Here is a 23,926-nt window from a genome sequence, read left to right on the forward strand (position 1 = left end):
GGGAAGAACCATGAGTCTTTACCTGCAACCACGGCAGGCCGGCACCGCGGGCCCCACTCCGTACGAGCTCAAGCTTGCCGGTGCCATCGAAGAGGTCTTCGGTACCGGTGTGCACCACCTCGAGGGATTGGTGAAGGGGCTGAACGACCTCGGTATCTGCAGCCCGAGTGGGGAACCGTGGACCCCCGACACGTTCACGGACGAGATGCGACGGATGGCGGCCTGAACATGGTGAATCGACTGAACAAGACGGCACTGACCGGCGACGAAATCTTCGCCACCGGCATGCGGAACCAATGGCACGCGGTCTGTCCCTCGGACTTCGTCGCGCGCGGCGACATGAAGAAGGTGCGACGCCTCGGCGAGGACTGGCTTCTGTTTCGTCAGTCCGACGGAAGCCTCCGCATGCTCGCCGACAGGTGCCCGCACCGCGGAGCACCGCTGTCGCAGGGACAGCACCTCGGTGACCGGGTCGCCTGCAAATATCACGGGGTCCAGGTCGACGGCGGCGGAACCGTCGTGTCCGTGCCGGGAATGCCCGGGTGCAATCTCGAGGGCAAGCGGCTCGTCACCAGCCTCCCGGTGCGTGAGGTGGCCGGCGCCGTCCTGGCATGGTTCGGCACCGATCCGGACGCCGAACCGGGTCCCCTCGAACTCCCCGAACGCCTCGTGGACGACGGTATTTCCCGTTTCCTCTGCTACGCGGAATGGAAGGCGCCCTGGCGCTTCACCCTCGAGAACCTGCTCGATCCGATGCACGGCGCGTTCCTGCACCGCGAGTCGCATTCGATGTTCGGCGGGGAAACGTCCGCCAAGTTCCGGATCCGGGAAACCGATCGCGGGTTCTTCTTCGAGAAGACCGACCAGCGGGGCGTGAACTTCGACTGGGTCGAATTCTGCCGGACCGGAGTCGACTGGGTCGACCTGGAAATCCCGTACCCGCCCACCGCAGGCCCCGGCGGATCGTTCGGCATCGTCGGAATGGGAACGCCCATCGACGCCGAGACCACCGCCGTCTTCTTCTGGCGGTACCGCCGGGTGGAGGGCTGGGAGCGCGACGTCTGGCGCTTCCTCTACCGCACGAAACTCGAGGAGCGGCACTGGGCGGTTCTCGAACAGGACCGGGTCATGCTCGAGGCAATGGCCGCCGACGCCGACCAGGCCGAGAACCTCTACCAGCACGACCTCGGGGTCATTCGCCTGCGCCGTCTCTACCGGAGCCAGGCCGCAGCGCAGGCGGAGGCGCTCGCCGGAGCGTAAGGTCGCGCGGGTTGACTTGAATGAAGTGTCAACCAAGAATGTGTGACGGCCGACACGTCGGGAGCCGGCCGGTACGAGGAGGCGCGAGCGGTGCACGAAAACGACGGCGTTGCGGATCGGTGTGCGTTGATCGAGGCGGCGGGTCGTTGCTTCGCGGAGCTCGGATACGACAAGACCACGGAGGCGGTCATCGCGGAGAACGCCGACAGGTCGGTGACAGACTTCCGTCGGCACTTCCGGTCCACGAAAGACGCATTTCATGCGGTGGCCGCCGCCGTGTTCGAGAAGTTCCTCGAAGCGCAGCGCACCGCGGTACCGCCGGACGCCGACCCTCGTACCGTGCTGGGCGCGGCCACTGCCGCATTCATCGACACCGTCTACAGCGTCGGCCGGCTCTTCACCGTCATCGAAGCCCGGGCGGCCGTCGACCCCGTGGTCGGCGAGCAGCTGTCGCAGGCGCACACCCGGATCCTGGCCCGGTACACCCGCTTCATCGAAGGGCTGGACGAGGCCGGGATCGCACGGCCCTGCGCCGAGGCCGCCCAGCTCGCCCGCAAGCTGTCGGATGCGCAGTGGCGGGGAGCGGCCCACCTGATCGGCGCCTCCCCGGACGAGCAACGTCGGTTCATCGTCGAGATGACGGCCGCAGCCGAACGCTTCATCGGATTCGACTGCGACACCGAACTCGTCGAGAGGCCGGCCTGCTGAGCCAGGTCCCCAGGTGAGGGGCGTCTGGTTGTCTCCCTAGGTGAGGGGCGTCTGGTTGTCGACGATCGAATGTTCGAGTTTGCGGAGCAGTTCCGCGAGGGACGCCTGATCCGTCGCGGACATCCCACTGAGAATTCGCGCCTCGTTCGCGAAGTGTGCCTCCGCCACCTTCTCGATCACCCGAAGGCCCTCGTCGGTGAGGTGTGCGTACACGATCCGGCGGTCTTCCGCGTCCCGCTCACGCTCGACGAGACCCGCCTTCTCCAGCCGGTCGACCCGGAGGGTCACGCCACCCGTGGTCACGAGAGCGGACTCCGCCAACTGCCCGGACGTCATCCGGTAGGGCGGACCCGAACGCCGCAGCGCGGCGAGCACATCGAACGACGCCATGTTGATGCCGTGCTCTTCGAACACGACAGCCAGCGAGGCCTGGTAACGCAGGTACGAACGGTGCAAGCGGCCCAGAACTTTCAGTGGACTCACATCCAGTTCAGGCCACTGGTGTGCCCACTGATCGACGATGTCGTCGACGGCGTCACGGTCGGGAACCGGGCGTTGCGTCACCGGGGCGCCTCCTGAACTTTGTGGTCCTGAACTGTTGAGTCCCAAGGTATCGGATTGCCGGGAGGAGGGGACGCGCCGCGGGTCCCCGTCCGGTGTGTCGAGGACGGGGACCCGCGGTCGTCTGTTCGGGGGAGTCGCTCAGCGGCCACCGACTGCGGCGACGGCATCGATCTCGGCGATCGCGCCGTACGGGAGGCTGCTCACCTCGAGGAAGGTGCGGGCCGGGCGCGGTTCGTCGAAGATGCGCTCGAACTGCCGGTTGGCCTCTTCGCGCAGGGTCAGGTCGGTGACGTAGTAGGTCAGCTTCACGACGTCCTGAAGCTGTCCACCCACGGTGGCGAGGCGATCGACCATCCGGTCCACGGCGGCGTCGAGAGCTTCGGTGCGCCCGGGTACGGCAACGCCCTCGGCGTCGACGGACAGGGCACCCGAAACAAAGGCCAATCCGCCCGCGACCACGGCCGGGCTGTAGGGGTGATGGGCGGAGACTTCAGTCATGGACATGGGGACTCGCTTTCGAAGTAGGCGTCGACTCAGTATATCTTAGCGCTAAACTAACTGGCAGGCCCGGCGAATGAATACCCCGCCCGCGGGTACTCGACCCGCATGCCACGAGCCACGAAACAGTCGGCAGCGCCGTTCGTGCCCGACACCGTCGACCTCGACGCGTTGTCGGACGCCGCCGGAGGATGCCGCGGCTGCGATCTCTACCGCGACGCCGAGCAGACCGTCTTCGGCGCCGGCAAGCGCTCCGCCCGGATGATGCTCATCGGCGAACAACCGGGTGATCAGGAGGACCGCGCAGGGCAACCGTTCGTCGGGCCCGCGGGCAAGCTGCTGAACAAGGCCCTCGAAGCGGCGGGCATCGACCGGGATCTCACCTACGTCACCAACGCGGTCAAGCACTTCAAGTACGTACCCGCCGAACGCGGTCAGCGCCGCATCCACAAGAAGCCGAACCGCACCGAGATCGTGGCGTGCAGGCCGTGGCTCGTCGCCGAGCTGCACGCGGTAGAGCCCGATGTCCTGGTGTGCCTCGGCGCCACCGCCGCCCAGGCGTTGCTCGGGCCGTCGTTTCGGCTCACCGAGCACCGCGGGGAGCGGCTGCATCTCGACGGTGAAGTGGACGTTTCCGGCGATCCCGACGTCTTCGTCACCATCCACCCGTCCGCCGTCCTGCGCGGACCGGATCGGGACGAGGCGTTCTCCGGACTCGTCGAGGACTTGAAGAAGGCAGCCCTTGCCCTGTGAGGCCCTGCTGTGAGCTGTGAGGCCCCCTGTGAGTACTTATTAACAACCCGTTGTCGATAAGTACTCACAGGGGTAGGCGAGGGACCGCCCCGCGAGACAGCATGGTGGTTATGACGAATCCGAAGCAGACCATGAAGGCCGTCTCCTATTCCTCCTACGGTGGTCCCGACGTACTCGAAGTGGTCGACGTTCCCGTTCCGGAACCCACGGGGAACCAGGTGCGCCTCGCTGTCCGCGCCGCCGGGGTGAACCCGATCGACTGGAAGGTGCGGTCAGGTTCGATGGCCGAGGTGATGTCGGTGCAGTTCCCGAAAGTTCCGGGCAGTGAGGTGGCCGGCGTCGTCGATGCCATCGGTCCGTCTGCGACCGGGGCTGTGGTCGGGGACGAAATGTTCGGCTGGTCCGACACCGGCGGTTACGCCGACTACGTGCTCGCCACCGTCATCGTTCCCAAACCGCGCGAATTGAGCTGGACGGACGCCGTCACGATTCCCGTGGCCGGGGAAGCCGCCGATCGCGGACTGCGACTGCTCGACCTGCGTGAGGGCGAGACACTTCTGGTGAACGGGGCGTCGGGAACAGTCGGAACCCTGGCCGTGCAATTAGCCCGGCAACGAGGAGTCACGGTGATCGGCACCGCCAGCGAACGCCACCATGACGCACTCCGCGCACTGGACGTCGTCCCGACGACGTACGGTGACGGCTTGGCCCAGCGGGTGCGTGAACTCGCACCGCAGGGTGTCGACGCCGTCCTCGATGCCGGAGTCGGGGGGCTGCCGGCCGCAGTCGAGCTGCGCGGCGGTACCGAGCGGATCGTGACGCTGTCCGACGGGGCGGCCTTCGAGCTCGGTATCACCTTCTCCTCCGGCACCTCCGACGACTGGAGCGCCGAAATCCTGCGACGCCTCGGTAGTGCGGCCGCGGCCGGAGCACTGGCGCTTCCACCCGCCCGCACCTTTGCCCTCGCCGGTGCTGCGGACGCCCACCGTGAGGGTGAGAAGGGCGGCAGCCGGGGGAAGCTCGTTCTGACCCCTGTGAGTACTTATTAACAACCCGTTGTTAATAAGTACTCACAGGGGGGGTCAGGCAGTGGTGGCGAGGGCGGCGGCGAGACCGAAGGCCACCGCCATCGCCACCACCTCGACTGCGGCGCGCCGCAAGGAGTCGTCTGCGCTCATCCGGTGCGCGGAGGCTCGGCCGACCCAGGTTCGGCGCCACCACCACCCCAGTGCGAGCAGTGCCGCGAGCACCACGGCCTTGGCGACCACGATGCGGCCGTAGCCGGTGTCGGTCAGAGCCGACACCCCGCCCAATCGGACAGCAGCGTCCACGACACCGGTCAGGGTGAGCAGACACACGCACCACACCGCGACGTCCGAGTACCGGGGCAGCCACCTCGACCAGTCGCCCCGTGAACGGAGCGTCAGTGCCAAGGCGGCCAACAGGCCGAACCAGGTGGCGGCCGCCAGGGCATGAACGGCGTCGAGTACCGAACCGAGGACCTGCTGCGACATGTGCCCGGTGACCGGGCGCGCGACGATGGCGAAGGCCGTCAAGACAGCGACCGCAACGGGAATACGAGCCCCGGGGTGCCGGAAAGCGAACAGCGACCATGCGGTGACTGCGGCCGTGCACGCGAAGACGGCGAGGTCGATACGTCCGGCACTGATGTCGGTGACGTAGGCACCGAACCTGCCGACCGTCAATCCGGACAGCGGGAGGGCGTCGGCTTCCGCCGCCGTCATGGCGAACACGACCGCCTCGGCGGCCATCCATGATCCGGCCACGGCCGTCAACAGTCGCCACAGGTTGGCGTCCTGCACGAGGGGACGGCTGTCCGTCCGGCCCCACCACGCGAGTGCGGCCAGTCCCAGGACCACCGACCCCAGGATCAAGCACAGAGCCCGCACAGCGCTCGACGGGCTGGGGTCTTCCGGTCGAGCCAGCGCCCACCCACCGGCAACACCCGCGAGCGAGGTGGGCACGGCGAACAGCAGCCACCACTGCCGCGCCGTGCCCACCCTGCTCAATTCCGCTCGCGCGGTGTGCGGAGTGCGAACCACAGCCCGGCACCGAACACGAGCACACCCGCGCCGACGAACGGCCACAGTGGGATGCCTCCGGAGCCCGAATCACCTGAGCTGTCGGCGGCGGCGCCCGGTGTGCCCGACCCCGCCTGGGTGAGCGTGAACGTTCGGGTTCCGCTCACCGGGTGTCCGTCGGCGGAGGTGACGCGGAAGGCGATGGTGTAGTCACCGGCCTGACCCAGCTCACCGAGCTCCGCGCTCACGGTGGCCCCTTCGACCGAGGGGTCGCCCTTGGTCCACAGGTTGCCATCGGGGCCCACCACGGTGAGGGACGCGAACGACTCCTGCAGCGCCTCGTTGAACGTGACACTCACCCGTTCGGGCGCTGCCGCGATCTGCGCACCGTTCTCCGGGTTGGAACTGAGCACCACCGAATGGGCGGCGGCGGAGCCGACACCGAGCATGCTCGCCAGCATCGCCAGCAGTCCGACGGCGATTACCTTCACCGAGGTGAGCGTTGCGCGCGCCGTCATGAGCGACGACTTCGAACCAGTGCGCCGAGACCGAGGGCCGCACCCAGCGCGCCGAGGACGAGTCCGACGCCGCCGAGCCAACGGGCGGTGTCGTCGGTTCCCTCGGCCGCCGCCCCGTGGTCATCGGCCGACGAGGACACGGCGTCGTGGCTGCCGTCTTCCCCGCTGGCGGCCGCGAGGGTGAGCGTGGGTGCCGGCTTGTCCGGTTCGGCACCGTCCGGGCCGGCGGGCTGATCCCAGTTGACGACGTTGCCGTCGCTGTAGGTCTGTGCTGCCGGGAACGATACCTCGTCCTGTTCGGGCAGAGGTCCGGCCGACAGCACGAATTGCTGGAACTGGCCGGGCGCCACTCCGACACCGGGATCGGCCGTCCACGTCACCGAGGTCGCGAGCTTGGACCCCGGGTCCTTGGCGACGACGGCCGTCCAGCCCGGCAGCGGTTCGGTGCGAGCCGATTTGAGGCCCGGAAGTGTCACGGTGAGCGCGGTGGTGGAAGCCGTTTCGGATTCGGTGGGCACCCGGAACGTCAGGACGGAGTAGCCGCCCTGTTCGGCGCCCGGAGCCGCGACCGTCACGTGTGCGACGGCAACACCGGCCGTGAGCAACATGGCACCACCGGCGGCGCCGGCGGTGAAAAGGGCACGCGAAACTAGGGAGTTCATCGAAAGAAGGTCCTTACTGGTCTGAAGGCGAAGTGAGATGAAGGTTCAGACCAGAACAGGGGGACCGCGACGGGAGATGCTCGCTCGGAGCAGTGCGTCGACGGGATTTCTGCGGGGGACGGGGTGAGGGAGGGCAGCAGCGACCGCGACGGGTCGAGGCTCCCCGCGTAACACCACCCGCCATACGTGGACCAGCGAACGGTAGAGCCGTTCGGCGCTGCCAATGAGCAACGCGCAGACGACGGTGGCGGCTGCGTGCGCCAGCAGCATCGGTGCAGCGGGGAGAACTGCGTGCACGTGTGCTGTGGCTGCGAGCGTGAGGTGGCCGGCGACCTGTCCGAAACCGAGCGCGCCGAGAAGGGCCGAGTTGCTGTGGAAACGCGGCGGCAGGTTCGCGGTGATCGCGCCCACGCCGCTACAGGCGAGGAGCAGCAACGTCAGTGCTGCCGATGCGGGAAATCCGCCCCCACCCGCGCCGTGCGCCGCGACCGCGAGACCGGCCGAAAGCGCACCGACGGCCGCGCCTCTGAGGGTGCCGGTCGCGTCGGAGCGGGTGGGGGACATGAAAGTGCGTCGAAGTCGGTCAGCGCACGCCGAGGCGGGCGAGGAGATCCGCTTCGACACCGTCGAGTTCGGACGAGATGGCCTGGTGAGCGGCCTTCCGGCGAGCCTGGGGCATCTGCTCTGCCGCGCGGACGGCGGTATTCAGATCACCGAGGCGCTCGCGGATTGCGCCGGCGAACTTCTGCGTCTCGGCGTCGTCCGGCTTCTGACCGAGAATCTCGGTGGTGGAGCTTTCGGCACCGGCGATGCGGGCGCTGAGCTTGGCACCGTGACCGGTGTAGTTGGCGAGCTGGTCGATGCCGACGCCCATCCGATCGGCGCGCCTGGCGTCGATCTGGCCGCGCACGACGGTTGCGGCGCGGTAGACGATGGGAAGCAGCACGGGCGTGAGGAGCCGCGCGACACCGAGATACTTGCGAACGGCGGCTACGGTGAAGCCCTTCTGGGCGGCCGCCTTCTCCTGAGCTTTGAGGGTAGCGATTTGGGCCTTCTCGATCTTCTTCTGTGACTTCAGTTCGGCAGCTTCGAGCTTGCGCGCGGACTTGAACGCGGCCTTGTCCCGCCTGCGTTCGTTGCGTGCCTTCAGCTTCGCTTCCACTCCCGCCTTGTGCTTGAGTGCCTTCGCTTCTGCCTTACGGGTGGCTCGGGACTTACGTTTCTTCAACAACCCCATCGAAAAGACCCCTTTTCCTGGTGTTTCTGCGCAGCCCACGCTACCAACTGCATCCGGTGCTTCGGGATCAGCCTAGGGGAGCACATAATCTTCGTCATCGTGTGTTCCCATATCGGTCAGCAAACAGAACCCGGCGCCTCTCCCGGACAGGTGCCCGGGCCGGTGATCGATGCCAGCGCACTGACGCGGTGTCGTCACCGTGTGCATCTCGACGCAGCCTTCCCCGCAGCCCTGGCCGCTGCGCCGGAGGACATCGGCGTCCGTCAGCGACAGGATGCGGCCGCCGCCCGCCGCGAAGACATTCGTCGGCTTCTCGTCGAACACGATCCCGAGCGGTGGGTAGTGATCGACGCCGTACGCAGCATGCGCACCCGTGCCGAAGACACGGTGGCCGCGTGCAGGGCGGGCGCGGACCGGATCTGGGGCGCCGTGCTGCCGCTTGAACGGGACACCGGCCGCAAAGCCCGTTGCGAGATCCTCATCCGGGACGCGGACCGCGGCGGGTACATCCCCGTGATCGTCGTGAACCACAAGGTCACCGATCCCGGTCGGGGCGCGACGACGTCCGGCATGTTCGAGTGGGAGCCGCGCGAGGATCCGAGCAGGAAGCCCCGCAGCCAGGTCCGCGACCAGATGCGTGTGGCACAGGTGTACCGGATGCTCGAGCGGCACGGGTTGGCCAGTCCGGCCCTCCTGGCCGGGGCGATCGGATACGGCTCCGACGTGATCTTCGTGCACGATCTCAGCACCATCCTCGCCGACTACGACGAGCGCTTCGCCGACCGACTGTCCGTGGCGCGGGGGGAATCGGCGACGGTGCCGTCCCGGATCGGCGAATGCCGGTCGTGCCCCTGGTGGCCCGGTTGCGAAGAACAGTTGACGCTGACGCACGACGTGAGCCTGGTGGCCACCGGGTCGCGAGCCGACATGCTGCGCGAGGCCGGTTGTCACACCATCGATGACCTTGCCGCCTGGGACCGCGAACCGCTCGAGGACTGGCCGCACGGTGCGTTCGAGGACGCTGTGGTGACGGCAAAAGCCTGGCTGGCGGGTGCGCCACTGGTTCGGCGCTTTCCGCAGATCCGGGTGACCCGTGCCGACATCGAGGTCGACGTCGACATGGAGAGCTACCAGGAACACGGTGCCTACCTGTGGGGAACGTTGCTCAACATGGACGGGGTGTCGGTGTATCGACCGTTCGTCAGCTGGGACCCCGTACCGACACAGGACGAGGCGCGGTCGTTCGCCGAGTTCTGGACGTGGCTGATGGCCGAACGGGAGGCGGCAGCCCTCAGCGGCAAGACGTTCGCCGCCTACTGCTACTCACGTGCGGCCGAGGACAAGTGGTTGCTCGATTCGGCCCGCCGATTCGCCGGAGTCCCGGGCATCCCGACCGAGGCCGAGATCCGCGAGTTCATCGACAGCCCGCAATGGGTCGACATCTACCAAGCGGTCAGCGACCAATTCATCTGCCCGGGCGGCAAAGGACTGAAGAAGATCGCTCCCGTCGCAGGTTTCAGGTGGCGTGACGCCGACGCCGGCGGTGAGGCCTCGATGAGTTGGTACCGCGAAGCCGTCGGCTACGACGGTGAACCCGACCTCACCCAGCGCGAGCGACTCCTGCAATACAACGAAGACGATGTGATCGCCACGAAAGTGCTGCGGGAGTGGATGTCGGATCGGGCCGAGAAGGAGATCCCGCTCGCGTCCGACCTCTAGGCTGCAAGACGAGTCCGACTGGGTAGGGGTGGTCAGGTGGAAGTACCGAAGACATCCACGACGCTGCGCTTCGCTCTGTTGCTCACCGCCGCCGGCGGCTTCCTCGACGCCTACACCTACATCAGCCGCGGCGGAGTTTTCGCGAACGCCCAGACCGGCAACGTCATCCTCATGGCCATCGACCTGTCGGAGCGGCACTTCCACGCCGCACGGGCACACCTGTGGCCGATCCTCGCGTTCATCGTCGGTGTCGCATTCGCACACCTGCTCAAAGGCGAACTCGCCCACAGCGTCTTCGATCACCCCATCCGGATCGCCATGGTTGCGCAGATCATCGTCCTCGTCGCGGTCGCCTTCGTTCCCGCGAACGTCCCCAACGCGGCGGTGACCGTACCCATCTCCTTCGTGGCGGCCATGCAGTTCGGTCTGTTCCGCACCATCGGCTCGCTGTCGTACATCGCTGTCGCCACCACGGGCAACCTCATGCGCTTCACCGAGTCGGCGTACGCCGGATACATCGAGAAGGTCCCCGAATCGCGCCGGCACACGCGGGTGTACGCCGCCATCGTCGGCAGCTTCGCCGGTGGAGCCGTCCTCGGGGCGTTCGCCACCCGCTACTTCGGCGGAGCCGCCGCCTGGATCCCCGCCGCCCTCCTGTGCGGAGCACTCGTGCTGTTCTACATCGACGACCGGCGACGCCGCCGACTCTGAGCGAGTGACGAGTACCTGTACTCCAGGGCGGTGACGTCGCCTACTCCGGTGTCGCGGGACCGATCCACTCCGGATACTGCACGGCCACCGGCATGGTGGGAGGTTCGAATCCGGGTGGGGGGACGAGGTTGCCGCCCGCGTTCGGGCTGAAGTTCGGAAACTGCTGCCGCCACCAGTCGGTGCAGCCCTGAGGGATGACGTCCCCGTTCAACTGGCGCAGGTAGTGAAGCCTGATGATCTTCCAATCGCCGAACACATTCCATGTCGGTACTCGGTGTGCGCGCGGGTCCTTCCGGGCGGGGTCGGTATCGGGGATGCCGGCTTGCCCGGCGTCCGCCCCGGCTCGCTCCAGTTGGATACGGAATGCCATCTTGAGCGGGTTGAGCGAAATGTTCGTACCGCTTTCCGGGAAAAGGTAGTAATGGCAGACCGTTGCGGCAACCGAAGTTTCGGTGGCCTGATAGGCGGTGATGTGCCCGAAACTTGTTCCCTCGGCTTGCGTATCGCTTTCGACTGTGCGTGAGGTCATGAAGTATTCGATGTCAGGATCGGTGTGGTGGGCTTCGCCACCCACCGCTCTACCGAACCCCGGATACGAGTCCTCGAGACCCACGAAGGTCGTGTAATTGCCGGCCTCGTAAGTGGCTCGTATTAATTCGGCACCACGGCCAAGTAGATCAATCCCCGGATCGGCTGACCAAACGTGGGAATACCATACTTCTCGGTCCTGCGCGCCTAGTGCCGGTTCCGGTTCATTGCGCGCCTCCGTCCCGCATCCTGATGCGAAAATCAGCGTCGCCACCGCGCCGCACACGGTCAGCGCGCCCCGATTAACCGTCATTGCGGACGACGTCGTCGTAGCCATTGCGGATGCGCTGGCCATTGCCGTCGGCAGGGTCTCCGAGCTGATTGAACATATCTTGGTAGCCATCTTTCATACTAAAGGCCAAGTCGGGCTTCGACCGCACGTCATCCCACGGCAGTAGATTCCCGGACCCATCGAACGCCCACGAATACTCCCGCCGAAACGACTCGGGAAGTTCAGGCGTCGCTTGGAGAATGTTGTAGTAATCGCGGTAGAAGTCGGGGGCTTCGAGGGCGACGGATGGTGCCGGACCGGGTGCCTTGCCGATGATGGCGTCCTTCAGAGGGTCGCCGCCCGCGTCGATCATGGTGTTGATGTATTCACCGCCCGGGAGTCTGTCTATTCCGAGGCCTCCGAGACTCGTCAGGGCGCCGTACGCCGCTGCTTTGCGATCGTAGATGACTTGCGCCTGTTCGGCTTTGTCGCTGTAGCTGTCCTCGGTCGAGAGGAGTAGTCCTCTATCCATGAGGCCGTGGATTCGACCCGCTGTGGAGAGGTCGCCACCGGAGAGGGGCGCCGAGGGGTCGTGCGCGTACCGACCCTCTGCGGCGAGGATTTCCTGCATCGACGACTGGGTGAAATGTGTTCCTGCTTCCGGGTCGGTGTTGAGGACCGCGAAAACGTTCGACGAGCCGCCGAAGTGGTTGTTGTCGGCGGGATCTGCCCAGGTGCCGATATCGAATCCGGGTGTCTCGGGCCTCCCGGCACCGGCGAGGTCTCCGACATACGGGCTCATGCTGTGGGACACGGTCCGAAGCAGGTCCGGGTTGACCTGCCCGACGGATTGGCCTTCGGTACCGGGAATGTTCCTCAGCGTGTCCCAGTCGGTGCTCATATTTTCCGCGACGGCCGACATGATGCTTCCGGTGCGGGTGGCGGTGGCGACGTCCGCCGGGTTGTTCGGGTCTTCGACGACTGCATCCTGGGCCCCGAACTCGAAGAGCGTCGAGGCTGCCTGCCCATTGTCAGACCAATTGTGAAGCAGCACATCGCGAACCAGTCCTTGGCCGGTGTCGGGATGAGTGACCGCATTCTCGACGGCGATCTTGTCGTCCGCGACGGCCGCGAAGATGCTTTCGGTGATGGCCGTGTTCTCGGTGCCGCGGCCGTCGACGGTGAAGTACTCGAACTTGTGATTGGGGTTCTGTTCGTGCGCGACCTGGGCGTCGAGGTACTGGCGACCTACGTCGAGTAGGTGCTGATCGAGGCCGCTGCCGACCTGGTACTGCGGATCACCGGCCTCGACGATCTTCGCGATGGCCTGATTGTCCGCGACACCGTTGAGTTCGACGCTGGAGGCGCCCGAGGAACCCACCATCTTGAAGTCGCGGATGACGAGGTCGTCCCGGGTGAGCGACTCCCGCAGCTTGTCCGGCAGCAGGGCTCCGCCGCCCTTGGTCGGCACCTCGGAGTCGCCGGTGACGGTGGCGGTGACTTTCTCGTTCGAGATGAGCTGGAGCGAGTTCGCGAGAGAGCGTTGGGCGTCGGGCGGCAGCTTCTCCATGATGTGCTGGATTTCTTGCGGACTTCTCCCGTCGAGCGACCGGCTCACCTGGTTCAGGTACTCCATCTGGGACGCGGGGATGGTAGCGGCATTTCCGCTGTTCACTGCATCGAGCTGTCCGGGCGTCAGGGCACCCGCCTCGCCCAGCCTCCGGACCTGCTCCGGGGTCAACCCGCCCGGGTCGGATACGAGATCGGCCGCATCGGTGCGACCCTGGTCTGCACCGAGTGCGGCGGCGGACGTGAAGGCCGCCCGCAGGCCGTCACGCGCCGTGTTGAGGGCGTCCCGGACAGTTCTGTCGGCATTCACTGTCGCCGTCGCTGCGTCGGAGAGGTCGCGCTGCCAAGCGGCCATGTCGTTCGCTCGGTCGGTGTCCGCCTCGGAATTGACCGGATCCGTCACGACCAAGTCCTCGGATACGCGGAACTGGGCTGCTTCTGCGCCGAGGATCGCCATCCGGGCGCGTTGCAATGGCGCATCCACTTCGTGGAAACCCTGCCTCGCCCGGTTGGCGAGCGCCTCGAGGTGATCGACGAGGGCGAGGGCGGTCTTCTTGTCGGCATTCGCCCGACCCTGGGCGGCCTCTGCGGTTTTGCCCTCCCAGTATGAGTCGTTCACCTTCGTGACGCCGTCGACGTAACGGCCGAACAGGTCCTCTACCCTGACGCCGAGCGCAATCCACGCGTCACCGACCTCGGTCAGCATCGACGGATCCCACGATTCGAGCTGTGTGCGGGTGACGGTCATCCTTCTGCGTTCCAGTCACCCGTGGCGTCTGTGTACGCAGCGACGAATCGGTCGGCGGACGCGTCGTCCTGATCCCGGTATTCCCGGGCGACGTTGATCATCACGTCACCGGTTTCGCCGAGACGCTCCTCGAGAGCGGGAACGAGGGATCCCTCGATGAGGTCGCCCGAGATGCTGCACGCCTCGAGGACGGAACTCATGACGCCGCCCGGGCTCGACATGAAAGGGCCTGCCGCGGGGCCGACTCGTAAACTGCCTGCCTCCCCGGCCAGGCCGCGCAATACTGCGCCCAGCTTTTCGAGCTGGTCCAAATCAGCTTTCAACGTCCCCACAAAGGCCCCCTTCGACTGCCGGCCACTTCGGCCGGCTCCCCCCACCGTCAGCGTTAGAGCCTAGCGGGCGGTGCGGCCACGTACCCGAGGGAGTAGGCGCCGACCACCTTGGGAGTGGACTTCTCGTAGAAGACGTCGAGTTCCCGAATGTCGAAACCGGCGTCGGTGAGCAGGGCAGGGATGTCGCGGGTGAGGTGGCAACCACCGGCCACGGTCTTCTGGATGGGCTCCAGCCGGTGCTGCCACTTCTGGACCCCGGCGTCGGGGGCGAGGCCGTGCTCGACGAAATGCAGGGTTCCGCCCGGCCTCAGCACTCGGCGCACCTCACGCAGTGCGGCGTCGATATCGGGAATGGTGCACATCGTCCAGGTGGACAAAGCACTGTCGAAACTGTTGTCCAGGAACGGAAGCGACTGACCGTCCACACCGGCGCGGTCGACAGTTACCGGGGACCCGCTCAGCCTTTTCGCGGCCAGCTTCCAGCCGAGATCGGCTGGTTCGACGGCGCTCACGGAATCGAGATCCGGTGGATAGAACGGGACATTGAGGCCGGAACCGAAGCCGATCTCCACAACGCGCCCGTGCAGTCCGGCGCAGACCCGTCGGCGCGTCGGCTCCGTGAATTTCACTCCACAGCTGATGTCGACGAGCCGCGGAACGATCCGATCAGTGTAGAAACCCATGCCATCCTCCCATCAGGGCGCTTCGCGCCCCGTGCGCCCTTCTGGTAGCTGGAGCAACCACAAAGGCGCACGGGCGGCGGAGCCGCCTACCGCGGGGCCATACGCAGCGCACCATCCATACGAATGGTCTCACCGTTGAGGTAGTCGTGTTCGACAATCATCTGAGCGAGCTGCGCGTATTCGGCGGGCTGGCCCAGGCGTGAGGGGAACGGGACCCCGGCCTCGAGTCCCTTGCGGTACTCGTCGGTGACGCCGGCGAGCATCGGGGTGTCGATGATGCCGGGGGCGATCGTGTTGACGCGGATGCCGAACTGGGCGAGGTCGCGGGCGGCGGGGACGGTCATGCCGTGCACGCCACCCTTGGACGCGGAGTACGCGATCTGGCCGATCTGGCCCTCGAACGCGGCGACGGACGCGGTGTTGATGATGACGCCGCGCTGCCCGGACTCGTCGACGGTGTCGGTCTTGGAGATGGCGTCGGCGGCCAGTCGCATGACGTTGAACGTGCCGAGCAGGTTGACGGTGATGACGGTGCGGAACAGTTCGAGGTCGTGGGGGCCCTTCTTCGACAGGATGCGCCCGGCCCAGCCGACACCGGCACAGTTGACCACGATGCGCAGCGGCAGTCCCGATTCGACGATTTTCTCGATCGCGGCCTGAACCTCGTCGCCGCTGGTGACGTCGGTGGCGAGGAGGGCCACGCCGTCTGGGACGGTGTCGCCGGCGCGCTCGATGGACTGCTGCAGGTCGAGGCCGAAGACGGTGGCTCCGGCGTCGACGAGACGCTTGGCGGTGGCGGCACCGAGGCCCGACGCTGCTCCCGTGACCAGTGCGGCGGTTCCCTGAATATCCACTGTTCGAATCCTTCTCTCCGGCGACCCGAGTTGGTCAACCCTGGTGACCTGCACCATAACGCGGCCAGCTCATAGCAGCAGAGGCCAGGTGTGCCCGACCGGCTACCCCGTGGAATTCCCGAACTCCGCTCGCAGGTAGCGGCACCCTGTTCGGCCGCTGACGAGGGCGGCTCGCGCTGTGCCGAGACGAATTTCGTTGCCGTCACCGCTGTGGAGTCGCACGTTATGGTCTCCCGGTCGATCTGCCCGTACCTCGATGTCCGCGAATCCATGTGCCGACGCGATGTCTCGAGCCGCCTGGAGCACCGCCGGCCACTCGGCGTCGGGGATGGGACTCGTCGAGTACATGTCGGGAAGAAAGACCGACATCCCGGCGGCACTCGCAAACGGCACTGAGCAGCTTCCCTGATTCCGGTCACCCGCCGACACCCAGCGAAGCGTGGGCACGATGGCTGCGGCGGCGTCAGCGATCTGGTGCACCACGCTCGCGACCGTCGCTTCCGTGTCCTCGAGCGGAGGCCACTGGCGCATCCGCCCCTCTGCGGCCGCGATGTCGGCGGCAGTGCCGTTGTACGGGTTGTCTGTCATTGCACCTCCATATTTTGTGACAGCAGCACAGCCTGTGACGGCACCACATCCTGTGACGGCCGTCAGAAAAATCCCTACGGCAATTGCGGCGGCCCGGTGAGCCGGGCGACGGCGGTCGGCAATCACCGAACTGCCCTCTCCGGCAGCCCGGCCACGATTGCCGACATGTTGTACTCGGACATGGTTCCCCGGTGCGGATACTCGCTGTGCCCCAGAGCGCCGTCGCGAAAAATTCCGTCCGGGCTCATTCCTGCGTCGACCGAGAGTTGTTCGAAACTCACTGTGCCCGGATCGGGGCCGAACCTGTGCGTCTTGCCTACCTCGGTGACGAATCGGTCGTCGGCGGCTTCCATCACGTATCCGTGCCCGTCGCGCAACCCGAGGTCGGACTCGTCATCGGCGTTGACGCCGGGAGAACCGTAGAACACTGCGTCATCGACCGGCTGGCCGGGACTGGGATCCTGGAGTGCCATGCCAGTCGTGTAGGAACCATACGAATGTCCGAGTGCGGTGAGGTGCGGATCCGGTTGTCGAGAGGCGACATTCACCCCTTCGTAGAAGGCGGCGAGCTTGACCGCTCCGGCAGCGGCCCGGTCGCTCTGTGTCACGTCCAGCATGCCTCGAACCGTGTCGAAAGTCCCCGGTCCCATTGTCTGCGGCGGCTCGTATCCCAACCACGCAATCGTCGCGACCGTCTCGTCGTGCCGGCCCTGGAGACGCAACTGCTCGACGCTGTTGTCTCCCAACGAACGTGCCTCGCCGACCATTCCCTCGAACGAGTCGTCGATGGTGGTGTTCAGTCCGGGCGCCGTCACCGAAATGTGCTCGGCGGTATCGGGGTCACCCACCGCGAAGGCCGCCATGCCCCGCTCTCCAGATTTCAGGTCGAGCAGCATCAGCCGGCCGTCCGGATTCTTCGCGACAACCTGCTCGAGTATGCGCAGATCTCTCAGCTTCTGTTCGGTGTACCACAGCGCCGCATCATCATTGGTGAATGCGCCGCCGAACGGAGCGTCGTCGATAATCGACCGCAACCGGTCGCGTTCTGCTGTCAGCCGGACCCGCTCGTCGTCGAACTGGTTGACGTTCGCCTGATGCCGCGCCGCAGAGGGGAGGCCGTCACTGCTTCCGACCCACTCGGGATGGCGCTCGAGTATTTCCCTGCGCTGCGACTCCGGCATTGCGTCCCAATATTTCCGGTTCTCCAGCGGGGAGGCGTTCTGCGGTGGCGCCGGGGCAGAGAGTCTGCCCTGCTGATCGCCGGCTTCGAAGTCTCCGGCGCCCCGATCTCCGATGACACCGCTCATCGCGTGAGTGAGCACGTGGGCTGCGTCGGCGTCGATGTCCTCGGCCTGAAGGAGCAGCGCCCGCGCACTCGCCTCGAGGTCGGCCCGGACTGTGAACTCGTGCGGTCGCCGTTCGGAAGAATTCGGCGCATCGATGACCGCGCCGGAATCGGACACCACGAACGCATTGTCGTCGGCCGTAGCCATCAGCGCGGCGACCTCTAGTTGGACGTGCAGAACAGCGTCGAACGTGTCCGCCGTGACCCGCCGGACCGCGCCGATCACCGCACTCTCGTCGGCGAGGTCCTGCACTGCCACCTGAAAAGCACGTCGTGCTGCGTGCGCGGCTTCGCCCTCCCAACCGCCCAGATCACCGAGTTCGGTAATCCGCCGCCGCACGTCGTCGATGGCGGTGATGCGTGCCGACAGAGCCTGTTCCAACTGTTCGAGCGCGACGGTGTCCCACTCACGAATCATCTTCAGATCCACGGTCCCCCCCGGGTGCCACTGTGCACGTAAGGTAGCGGAGCACGGCCGGATTCGTAAAGGGGGATGTCGTGGGGGAGTGGCAAACAGTGAACGTCGACGTCGTGGAACTGCGTGTCGCAGCAGGGCAGATGGAGGGGATGTTCACCGAGGCGAATACGGCGCTCGCGGCCATCGACGGGGTGATCGCCCGGTCATCTGCGGCGTGGGGTGCCACGTCGCGGGCGGCTTTCCCGCAGTTCTGCGCTTATCTCGATACGCGGCGAGAGGCGCTTCTCGGTGACCTCGCCAGAATCGCCGACAACCTCGCCGGTACAGCCGCCCGCTATGACGGGCAGGACAGGGCAACTACCGACGCCGTGTCGCGCCTCCTCCCCTGAGTGCGGAGAAAGGCCCGGACACCGTTCTGTTCGTGGTTACAGTGGGCGCGATGAGTTTCGAACGGCTCGATGGTCTATCCCTTCGTCATCCCCGTAACGAAAAAGAGGAGTGAGTCCCGTGCGCGTTGTGATCATGGACTTCATCAGTTTGGACGGTGTCGTGCAGGCGCCCGGCGGCCCGGACGAGGACACCGACGGTGGTTTCGCCCACGGCGGCTGGTCGCATCCGTTCTTCGATCCGGAGGCGATGGGCACCGCTTTCGACGACGCGTTGAGCGGGGCAAAGGCGTTGCTGTTCGGGCGGCGCACGTGGCAGACGATGGCCGCGGCGTGGCCGGAGCGGGCAGGCGACCCGTTCGCCGACCAGATGAACGCCATCCCGAAGTATGTGGTGTCCTCGACACTCGGCGACGACGAGCTGACCTGGGAGAACACCACCCGCATTCCCGGTGACGAGGCTGTCGCGGAAATCCGGAAGCTGCGGGAGAGCGGCGACGGCTCGCTGCTGGTGATGGGAAGCGCCACACTGGCGCGGACCCTCCTGAGTGAAGGCCTGTTCGACGAACTACGGCTCATGATCGAGCCGGTGATCCTCGGCGGCGGCAAGTCGATCTTCCCCGAGAACGGCGGGCTCCGGACTCTCGAGCTGGTCTCCTCGGTCACGAGCAACACGGGCGTGCACGTGTGCACCTACCGGCCTGTGGAGTAGGCGGGTAGGTTGTCTTCGCGTGCGCACGGGAGGCGCAGGCAAAACGGTGGGGGACGGATATGACCGGGAATCAGGTGGAAGTCGATCGCGAGGCGCTGCTGCGCTGCATCGCGGCATGTGACGCGCTGGAGTCGGACATAGCGGAGTTGCGACTGCGGGCGTACCGGGAACTCGCGCCCGACAACTTCGGTCTGGGCGAAACGCATCTGCGGTCGGCCGCGGCGCTGGCAGAGCGCTTTCGGGCGACGGCCGTGGGCGGTTCGGGTGTGGCGGACGAGAACACCGCGGTCAGTGTTCTCGCCGCGCACGTACGCCACGCCGCGGCGATGAAGGCGACGTTCGAGGCGACGCTTGCCCGCTACGACGAACAGGACGCCGCGACCGCGGCACAGGTGAACGGTGCCGGTCTCTAGCTCGGCAGATCAGTGGATGTGTTTCTGCCAGTCCTGCGGCACGCGGTCGGCGGGGCCCGGAATGGTCTGCTCGAGCGGATGATGCTGCGGTGCAGCCAGTTCGGGGCCCTGGAACACTTGATCGGTGGCATAGTTCCAGAACCACGATTCGCCGGGCTCGAAGCTTTGCACCACCGGGTGGCCGGTGTCGGCGGCGTGCCGGCTGGCGTGCTGCGCCGGTGAGGAGTCACAGCATCCGACGTGTCCGCACAGTGCGCAGCGACGCAGGTGCACCCACCACCCACCGGCGGCGTCGCATTCGACGCAGCCGGTACCGCTCGGTACGACGCTCGTGTCGATGCCTTCCACTTCACCCATGCGAGTCTCCTTCCATCGGTGTCACTTCCGGCTCGATCGGGATGCGAACCTGGAAGCGGGTATTGCCCGGCTCGGAGTGCACGCGGAGATCGCCGCGGTGTTTCTTCACCACGATGCGCCAGGAGATGTCGAGGCCCAGGCCGGTGCCTTCTCCGACGGGCTTCGTGGTGAAGAAGGGTTCGAAGATGCGCGAGCGGATCTCTTCCGGCACACCGGGACCGGTGTCGCCGATCTCGATGAGCGCCATGTCGCCGTCTCGCCGGGTGCGGACGGTGAGAGTGCCGTGCCCCTGCATCGCGGCGACGGCATTGTCGATGAGGTTCGTCCACACCTGGTTGAGTTCCGCCGCATAGGCAGGAACCTGAGGCAGGGAAGCGTCGTAGTCCTTCACCACCGCGACCGAGTCGCCGATCTTGCGTCGCAGCATCACCAGCGAACTGTCGAGCAATTCGCGAAGGTCGACGCGCTGGTACGGGGCACGGTCCATCTGGGAGTACTGCTTCGCGGCATTCACCAGAGTCGACACCCGGGCGGTCGAATCGGCGATCTCGTTCATCAGAAGCTCTGTCTCGATGGTGTAGTTGAGCCACCGGATCGTGCTCTCGACCACCGCGTCGTCGTCGATGCTCGCCACGATCCGCTCGAGCCAGGGGATGTCGAGGCCTGCCTGCACGAACGTGGGAGCGAGGTCCCAGCCGCCGGAGACGCCATGCGTGTCGAACCAGTCGCCGAGCTGGTCTTCACGATCCGCGGCTTCGAGCGGTGTGAGTGTGGGGGCTTTCGCCACCAATTCAGCCGCTTCCTCCTGTAACCGGATCAGTGTCGCGAGTGCCTGCCGGTCGTACACCCCGGACGCGATGACACCGAGCTTCTGCCGCATGTGCGACACCCGGTCGCGGAGCGAGGCCGTCGCCCGGACTGCGGCGGCCGCCGGGTTGTTGAGCTCGTGCGTCAATCCTGCAGACAGTGAGCCGAGGGCGAGGAGCCGCTCGCGCTGGTCGACGATCTGACGGGAATTCTCAGTACCGAAGAACAGCCCTTCGAGGAGGTGAACTGCCATCGGGAACCACTCGTGCATCAGGGCACCGAAGCGGTCGGCGTCCAAAACGAAGAACCGGGACGGCGTGGTGACCCGCAACGATGTCGTGTACGTCTGAGGTGCGCGATCGCCGAGATACGACTGCCAAGCCCCGGCATACACGCCGCGCTGAGAGGTTCGGTTGACCTCGATCTCCTCGCCCCCGGACAACTTGCCGAGGACCAGTTCGCCGTCCATCAGCACGTAGAAGCAGGTCGCGGCATCGCCCTCGGCGAAGACGGGACCCGGTTCGATCAGCTCGACGCGACCGCTTGCGCACAGCTCGCCGAGCTGGCGATCGTCGAGTTTCTCGAACAGGAAGAGCGTTCTCAGTTCCTCCGGGGAACAGGAAAGTGTGGTCACGGTCTCCCCCCCGGTCACGGTTGTCCGATGTAGCGGTGCACGAGCATGACAGCCATCGCCCCTTCACCGACTGCCGACGCCACCCGTTTGGCCGACTCCGACCGAACGTCGCCCGCGGCGAAGATTCCGGGGACGCTGGTTTCGAGGTGGTGCGGAAGCCGGTCGAGTGGCCAGCCGCTCGGAGCCTTCCCGTCCACGACGAGATCCGGGCCGGACACCACGAATCCGTGCTCGTCGCGAATCACCACACCATCGAGCCACTCGGTGCGCGGGGCGGCCCCGATGAACAGGAAGAGGAACCCGGCATCGACGGTCTCCTCGTACCCGCCGGCATTGTCGCGCAGCCGGATCCTCTCGAGGTGACCGTCGCCTTCCACTCCGACCACCTCGGTGCACGGCCGGACGCGTATTCGCGGGTTCTGCTGAATCTGCTGGATCAGGTAATACGACATCGAGTCTTCGAGCGACTTCGCCCGGACCACGATCGTGACGGTGCGGGCGCCCCGCGCCAGGTACATCGCGGCCTGCCCGGCAGAGTTGGCGCCGCCCACGATGTACACGTCCTGATCCGCGCAGCGGGCCGCCTCGGTGACGGCCGACCCGTAGAAGACCCCACGTCCGGTGAGCTCGTCGATCCCGGGCGCGGGGTGGCGCCGATAGGAGACCCCGGTGGCCAGAATCACGGTGTGCGCGTCGATGGTGTGGCCGTCGGCGAATCGCACCGTGCGCGCCGAGCCGTTCACCTCGAGAGCCACCACGTCGCGCGTGGTGATCAGCTCGGCCCCGAACCGAGTTGCCTGGCGACGGGCGCGGTCGGCCAGCTGGGCGCCGGACACGCCGTCGGGGAATCCGAGGTAGTTCTCGATGCGGCTGCTCTGACCTGCCTGACCGCCGGTTGCCGTCCGCTCGACGAGCGCGGTGCGCAAGCCTTCGGAGGCGCCGTAGACCGCGGCGCCCAGCCCGGCGGGACCGCCGCCGACGACGACGAGATCGTAGAAGTTCTCCGACGGTGACGTCCGCAACCCCAGCCGATTGCCCAGCTCGGTGTCGGCCGGCTCGACCAGGACGTCACCGTCCGGGCAGATGACGACAGGCAACCGCAGTCCGTCGGCACCTGCGGCGGCGAGGAGTCGCTCGCCTTCCGGTTCGTCCGACATGTACCAGCGATACGAGAGTTGGTTGCGTGCGAGGAACTCGCGCACCTCCGACGACCGGGCAGCCCAGCGGTGGCCGATCACCTTCGTTTCCTCCACCGGGTGCCGCTCCGACGACGCCCAGGCGTCGAGCAGCGCGTCGACCACCGGATACAGCTTCTCCTCCGGCGGGTCCCAGGGTTTGAGCAGGTAGTAGTCGAGGTCGATCACGTTGATCGCCTCGATCGCCGCATCGGTGTCCGCGTATGCGGTGAGCAGCACGCGCCGGGCCACCGGGTAGAGGTCCATGGCCTTCTCGAGGAACTCGATTCCGCTCATGGCCGGCATGCGGTAATCCGCGAGAATGACCGCGACGGGGTCGCCGCGCAGTTTCAGCTCGCGCAGCGCTTCCAGTGCGGATTCGCCGGACTCGGCGCGGATGATGCGGTACTTCTCGCCGTACCGGCGCCGCAAGTCCCGCGCGACGGCGCGAGACACTCCGGGATCGTCGTCGACTGTGAGAAGCGCGGGTTTGGCGCTCGCAAAGGGCTGGTTCACACACGCCTCTCGTCCGCGGAGAACATAGAGCAACTTTCGCGTCGAGTATCGCGCGGACTGCGTGACCTTGTCGACTCGCCGGGAAGGCACCGGACTGCGGTCAGTGCAGCAACTCCTGATCCTTCACCGGAGCATGCGTCCGGCGACGGGACCACACGGTACGACCCGCTGCGACAGCGACGGCGGTGACGACGACGGCGCCGGCCGCGAGTGGGCCGGCCGCGCTGCCCGGGAGCAGACCTGCCAGCAGCAACCAGGCCCCGAAGGCGAAGAACGACACCGCAGCACCGATGCGGATGACTCTCTCCGGCAGGTGCTTGCCCAGGACAGCGCCGAGCAGGATGGCCAGGGCGTCGGCCGCCACCATGCCGACAGTCGAGCCGATCCACACGCCGACCGTGTCGTGGTCGGTGGCGAGGGTGATGGTGGCGAGCATCGTCTTGTCGCCCAGTTCGGCGAGGAAGAACGCGGATGTCACCGCCAGAAACGCGGAGCGGGCGGTGCGGCCGGCCTTGAGTTGCTCCTCGTCGGTGAGGCGGTCACCGCGCAATGTCCACGCACCGAAGATCAGGAACGCGACCCCACCGACCACACTGATCGCGCCGGTCGGAAGGGCGACTCCGAGGCTGTGACCCACGGCGACCGACACCAGATGCACCACCGTCGTCGCGACCGTGATGCCCGAGATCACCACCCACCACCGGTAGCGCAGCGCGAACGTCATCGCCATCAGCTGGGATTTGTCACCCAGCTCGGCGACGAAGATCACCCCGAAACTCAGCAGCACGGCGGCCAGCACAACATCCTCCTAGAGCAGTCGGTCGGAGGCGCAAAAACCCTCCTCCAGCAGTCGGTCGGAGGATTGACAGGTGGGTCCCCCGGCGTGGCAGGCGCTGACGCGCCCACTCGGCCGAAGGT

28 protein-coding genes are annotated in these 23,926 nt (G+C 66.5%); 10 read left to right on the forward strand and 18 right to left on the reverse strand.

Annotated features, from left to right (window positions below; genetic code table 11):
• The first annotated feature begins 10 nt into the window (after positions 1-10).
• Genes ACH49N_RS08400 through ACH49N_RS08410 form a run of 3 tightly spaced genes read left to right on the forward strand, consistent with a single transcriptional unit; the run spans position 11 to position 1,968 of the window.
• On the forward strand, positions 11-226 hold the full coding sequence (locus ACH49N_RS08400) for a recombinase-like helix-turn-helix domain-containing protein (protein ID WP_159918720.1): 216 nt from the start codon (positions 11-13) through the stop codon (positions 224-226).
• A gap of 2 nt (positions 227-228) precedes the next feature.
• On the forward strand, positions 229-1,260 hold the full coding sequence (locus ACH49N_RS08405; RefSeq protein WP_159918721.1) for an aromatic ring-hydroxylating dioxygenase subunit alpha: 1,032 nt from the start codon (positions 229-231) through the stop codon (positions 1,258-1,260).
• A gap of 42 nt (positions 1,261-1,302) precedes the next feature.
• The gene (locus ACH49N_RS08410; protein ID WP_358271819.1) at positions 1,303-1,968 is read left to right on the forward strand and encodes a TetR/AcrR family transcriptional regulator; all 666 of its coding nucleotides are present in this window, start codon (positions 1,303-1,305) and stop codon (positions 1,966-1,968) included.
• Between the two features lie 36 nt (positions 1,969-2,004).
• Here ACH49N_RS08410 and ACH49N_RS08415 read toward each other — a convergent pair whose 3' ends face one another.
• Together ACH49N_RS08415 and ACH49N_RS08420 are read right to left on the reverse strand one after the other, a co-directional pair.
• Positions 2,005-2,532, reverse strand: coding sequence for a MarR family winged helix-turn-helix transcriptional regulator (locus tag ACH49N_RS08415; RefSeq protein WP_159918722.1), 528 nt, complete (start codon positions 2,530-2,532; stop codon positions 2,005-2,007).
• 138 nt (positions 2,533-2,670) lie between these two features.
• Positions 2,671-3,036, reverse strand: coding sequence for a RidA family protein (locus ACH49N_RS08420; protein WP_109325915.1), 366 nt, complete (start codon positions 3,034-3,036; stop codon positions 2,671-2,673).
• Positions 3,037-3,138: 102 nt separating this feature from the next.
• On the opposite strand from ACH49N_RS08420, the gene ACH49N_RS08425 reads away from it, so the two are divergent.
• Together ACH49N_RS08425 and ACH49N_RS08430 are read left to right on the forward strand one after the other, a co-directional pair.
• Positions 3,139-3,783, forward strand: coding sequence for a UdgX family uracil-DNA binding protein (locus ACH49N_RS08425; RefSeq protein ID WP_358271817.1), 645 nt, complete (start codon positions 3,139-3,141; stop codon positions 3,781-3,783).
• A 131-nt stretch (positions 3,784-3,914) separates the two neighbouring features.
• Positions 3,915-4,832: an NADP-dependent oxidoreductase gene (locus ACH49N_RS08430; RefSeq protein WP_358272065.1), complete on the forward strand. Its 918-nt coding sequence runs from the start codon at positions 3,915-3,917 to the stop codon at positions 4,830-4,832.
• Between the two features lie 33 nt (positions 4,833-4,865).
• Here ACH49N_RS08430 and ACH49N_RS08435 read toward each other — a convergent pair whose 3' ends face one another.
• Genes ACH49N_RS08435 through ACH49N_RS08455 form a run of 5 tightly spaced genes read right to left on the reverse strand, consistent with a single transcriptional unit; the run spans position 4,866 to position 8,242 of the window.
• Positions 4,866-5,804 (reverse strand): CopD family protein, encoded by a 939-nt coding sequence (locus ACH49N_RS08435; protein ID WP_358272063.1) that lies wholly within the window; start codon positions 5,802-5,804, stop codon positions 4,866-4,868.
• A gap of 5 nt (positions 5,805-5,809) precedes the next feature.
• A complete protein-coding gene (locus tag ACH49N_RS08440) occupies positions 5,810-6,343 on the reverse strand; it encodes a copper resistance CopC family protein (RefSeq protein WP_358271815.1) in 534 nt (177 codons plus the stop codon).
• Positions 6,340-7,005: a YcnI family protein gene (locus ACH49N_RS08445; RefSeq protein WP_358271813.1), complete on the reverse strand. Its 666-nt coding sequence runs from the start codon at positions 7,003-7,005 to the stop codon at positions 6,340-6,342. The genes ACH49N_RS08440 and ACH49N_RS08445 overlap by 4 nt, the downstream gene beginning before the upstream one ends.
• A 45-nt stretch (positions 7,006-7,050) precedes the next feature.
• Positions 7,051-7,569, reverse strand: coding sequence for a hypothetical protein (locus ACH49N_RS08450; protein ID WP_358271812.1), 519 nt, complete (start codon positions 7,567-7,569; stop codon positions 7,051-7,053).
• A 19-nt stretch (positions 7,570-7,588) separates the two neighbouring features.
• Complete coding sequence (locus tag ACH49N_RS08455) at positions 7,589-8,242, reverse strand: DUF6474 family protein (RefSeq protein ID WP_358271810.1); 654 nt, start codon at positions 8,240-8,242, stop codon at positions 7,589-7,591.
• Positions 8,243-8,404: 162 nt separating this feature from the next.
• Here ACH49N_RS08455 and ACH49N_RS08460 point away from each other — a divergent pair, with 162 nt between their 5' ends.
• Positions 8,405-9,961 carry a TM0106 family RecB-like putative nuclease gene (locus ACH49N_RS08460; protein ID WP_358271809.1) on the forward strand — a complete coding sequence of 519 codons (1,557 nt, stop codon included), beginning with the start codon at positions 8,405-8,407 and terminating at the stop codon, positions 9,959-9,961.
• Between the two features lie 36 nt (positions 9,962-9,997).
• The gene (locus tag ACH49N_RS08465; protein WP_358271807.1) at positions 9,998-10,672 is read left to right on the forward strand and encodes a YoaK family protein; all 675 of its coding nucleotides are present in this window, start codon (positions 9,998-10,000) and stop codon (positions 10,670-10,672) included.
• A gap of 40 nt (positions 10,673-10,712) precedes the next feature.
• Here ACH49N_RS08465 and ACH49N_RS08470 read toward each other — a convergent pair whose 3' ends face one another.
• From ACH49N_RS08470 to ACH49N_RS08500, 7 genes are all read right to left on the reverse strand, one after another.
• Positions 10,713-11,555, reverse strand: a complete 843-nt coding sequence (locus ACH49N_RS08470) for a hypothetical protein (protein ID WP_358271805.1) — start codon at positions 11,553-11,555, stop codon at positions 10,713-10,715.
• Positions 11,503-13,788, reverse strand: a complete 2,286-nt coding sequence (locus tag ACH49N_RS08475) for a hypothetical protein (protein ID WP_358271803.1) — start codon at positions 13,786-13,788, stop codon at positions 11,503-11,505. The genes ACH49N_RS08470 and ACH49N_RS08475 overlap by 53 nt, the downstream gene beginning before the upstream one ends.
• On the reverse strand, positions 13,785-14,120 hold the full coding sequence (locus tag ACH49N_RS08480) for a hypothetical protein (RefSeq protein WP_159918752.1): 336 nt from the start codon (positions 14,118-14,120) through the stop codon (positions 13,785-13,787). Before ACH49N_RS08480 ends, ACH49N_RS08475 begins: the two co-directional genes overlap by 4 nt.
• Positions 14,121-14,173: 53 nt before the next feature.
• Positions 14,174-14,803: a methyltransferase domain-containing protein gene (locus ACH49N_RS08485; RefSeq protein WP_358271801.1), complete on the reverse strand. Its 630-nt coding sequence runs from the start codon at positions 14,801-14,803 to the stop codon at positions 14,174-14,176.
• Positions 14,804-14,889: 86 nt separating this feature from the next.
• Positions 14,890-15,657 carry an SDR family NAD(P)-dependent oxidoreductase gene (locus ACH49N_RS08490; protein WP_358271800.1) on the reverse strand — a complete coding sequence of 256 codons (768 nt, stop codon included), beginning with the start codon at positions 15,655-15,657 and terminating at the stop codon, positions 14,890-14,892.
• Between the two features lie 102 nt (positions 15,658-15,759).
• Positions 15,760-16,245: an LppA family lipoprotein gene (locus ACH49N_RS08495; protein WP_358271798.1), complete on the reverse strand. Its 486-nt coding sequence runs from the start codon at positions 16,243-16,245 to the stop codon at positions 15,760-15,762.
• A gap of 122 nt (positions 16,246-16,367) precedes the next feature.
• Complete coding sequence (locus tag ACH49N_RS08500) at positions 16,368-18,008, reverse strand: alpha/beta hydrolase (protein WP_358271796.1); 1,641 nt, start codon at positions 18,006-18,008, stop codon at positions 16,368-16,370.
• 80 nt (positions 18,009-18,088) lie between these two features.
• On the opposite strand from ACH49N_RS08500, the gene ACH49N_RS08505 reads away from it, so the two are divergent.
• The 3 genes from ACH49N_RS08505 to ACH49N_RS08515 all read left to right on the forward strand — a co-directional run bounded on the left by ACH49N_RS08505 (position 18,089) and on the right by ACH49N_RS08515 (position 19,519).
• Complete coding sequence (locus ACH49N_RS08505; RefSeq protein WP_358271794.1) at positions 18,089-18,397, forward strand: type VII secretion target; 309 nt, start codon at positions 18,089-18,091, stop codon at positions 18,395-18,397.
• A gap of 118 nt (positions 18,398-18,515) precedes the next feature.
• Complete coding sequence (locus tag ACH49N_RS08510; protein WP_358271792.1) at positions 18,516-19,106, forward strand: dihydrofolate reductase family protein; 591 nt, start codon at positions 18,516-18,518, stop codon at positions 19,104-19,106.
• A 59-nt stretch (positions 19,107-19,165) separates the two neighbouring features.
• Positions 19,166-19,519 (forward strand): hypothetical protein, encoded by a 354-nt coding sequence (locus tag ACH49N_RS08515; RefSeq protein WP_358271790.1) that lies wholly within the window; start codon positions 19,166-19,168, stop codon positions 19,517-19,519.
• Positions 19,520-19,528: 9 nt separating this feature from the next.
• Here the strand turns inward: ACH49N_RS08515 and ACH49N_RS08520 are convergent, their stop codons facing one another.
• The 4 genes from ACH49N_RS08520 to ACH49N_RS08535 form a co-directional block, all read right to left on the reverse strand.
• Positions 19,529-19,876, reverse strand: coding sequence for a UBP-type zinc finger domain-containing protein (locus ACH49N_RS08520; RefSeq protein ID WP_358271788.1), 348 nt, complete (start codon positions 19,874-19,876; stop codon positions 19,529-19,531).
• Positions 19,869-21,317: an ATP-binding protein gene (locus tag ACH49N_RS08525; protein ID WP_358271786.1), complete on the reverse strand. Its 1,449-nt coding sequence runs from the start codon at positions 21,315-21,317 to the stop codon at positions 19,869-19,871. Before ACH49N_RS08525 ends, ACH49N_RS08520 begins: the two co-directional genes overlap by 8 nt.
• 14 nt (positions 21,318-21,331) lie before the next feature.
• Complete coding sequence (locus tag ACH49N_RS08530; protein ID WP_358271784.1) at positions 21,332-23,008, reverse strand: FAD-dependent oxidoreductase; 1,677 nt, start codon at positions 23,006-23,008, stop codon at positions 21,332-21,334.
• Between the two features lie 100 nt (positions 23,009-23,108).
• Positions 23,109-23,807, reverse strand: coding sequence for a TMEM165/GDT1 family protein (locus ACH49N_RS08535; RefSeq protein WP_358271783.1), 699 nt, complete (start codon positions 23,805-23,807; stop codon positions 23,109-23,111).
• Positions 23,808-23,926: the final 119 nt, after the last annotated feature.

This window comes from Rhodococcus sp. NPDC019647 (assembly GCF_044389235.1).
GTDB classification, from domain to species: domain Bacteria; phylum Actinomycetota; class Actinomycetes; order Mycobacteriales; family Mycobacteriaceae; genus Rhodococcus_F; species Rhodococcus_F oxybenzonivorans.

Coding starts and splice junctions, on each gene's coding strand:
- ACH49N_RS08495 (WP_358271798.1), bottom strand. CDS start 16,245: ATGACAGACAACCCGTACAACGGCACTGCCGCCGACATCGCGGCCGCA.
- ACH49N_RS08445 (WP_358271813.1), bottom strand. CDS start 7,005: ATGAACTCCCTAGTTTCGCGTGCCCTTTTCACCGCCGGCGCCGCCGGT.
- ACH49N_RS08500 (WP_358271796.1), bottom strand. CDS start 18,008: ATGATTCGTGAGTGGGACACCGTCGCGCTCGAACAGTTGGAACAGGCT.
- ACH49N_RS08455 (WP_358271810.1), bottom strand. CDS start 8,242: ATGGGGTTGTTGAAGAAACGTAAGTCCCGAGCCACCCGTAAGGCAGAA.
- ACH49N_RS08470 (WP_358271805.1), bottom strand. CDS start 11,555: ATGGCCAGCGCATCCGCAATGGCTACGACGACGTCGTCCGCAATGACG.
- ACH49N_RS08430 (WP_358272065.1), top strand. CDS start 3,915: ATGAAGGCCGTCTCCTATTCCTCCTACGGTGGTCCCGACGTACTCGAA.
- ACH49N_RS08420 (WP_109325915.1), bottom strand. CDS start 3,036: ATGTCCATGACTGAAGTCTCCGCCCATCACCCCTACAGCCCGGCCGTG.
- ACH49N_RS08515 (WP_358271790.1), top strand. CDS start 19,166: ATGACCGGGAATCAGGTGGAAGTCGATCGCGAGGCGCTGCTGCGCTGC.
- ACH49N_RS08405 (WP_159918721.1), top strand. CDS start 229: ATGGTGAATCGACTGAACAAGACGGCACTGACCGGCGACGAAATCTTC.
- ACH49N_RS08425 (WP_358271817.1), top strand. CDS start 3,139: ATGCCACGAGCCACGAAACAGTCGGCAGCGCCGTTCGTGCCCGACACC.
- ACH49N_RS08450 (WP_358271812.1), bottom strand. CDS start 7,569: ATGTCCCCCACCCGCTCCGACGCGACCGGCACCCTCAGAGGCGCGGCC.
- ACH49N_RS08475 (WP_358271803.1), bottom strand. CDS start 13,788: ATGACCGTCACCCGCACACAGCTCGAATCGTGGGATCCGTCGATGCTG.
- ACH49N_RS08440 (WP_358271815.1), bottom strand. CDS start 6,343: ATGACGGCGCGCGCAACGCTCACCTCGGTGAAGGTAATCGCCGTCGGA.
- ACH49N_RS08485 (WP_358271801.1), bottom strand. CDS start 14,803: ATGGGTTTCTACACTGATCGGATCGTTCCGCGGCTCGTCGACATCAGC.
- ACH49N_RS08520 (WP_358271788.1), bottom strand. CDS start 19,876: ATGGGTGAAGTGGAAGGCATCGACACGAGCGTCGTACCGAGCGGTACC.
- ACH49N_RS08400 (WP_159918720.1), top strand. CDS start 11: ATGAGTCTTTACCTGCAACCACGGCAGGCCGGCACCGCGGGCCCCACT.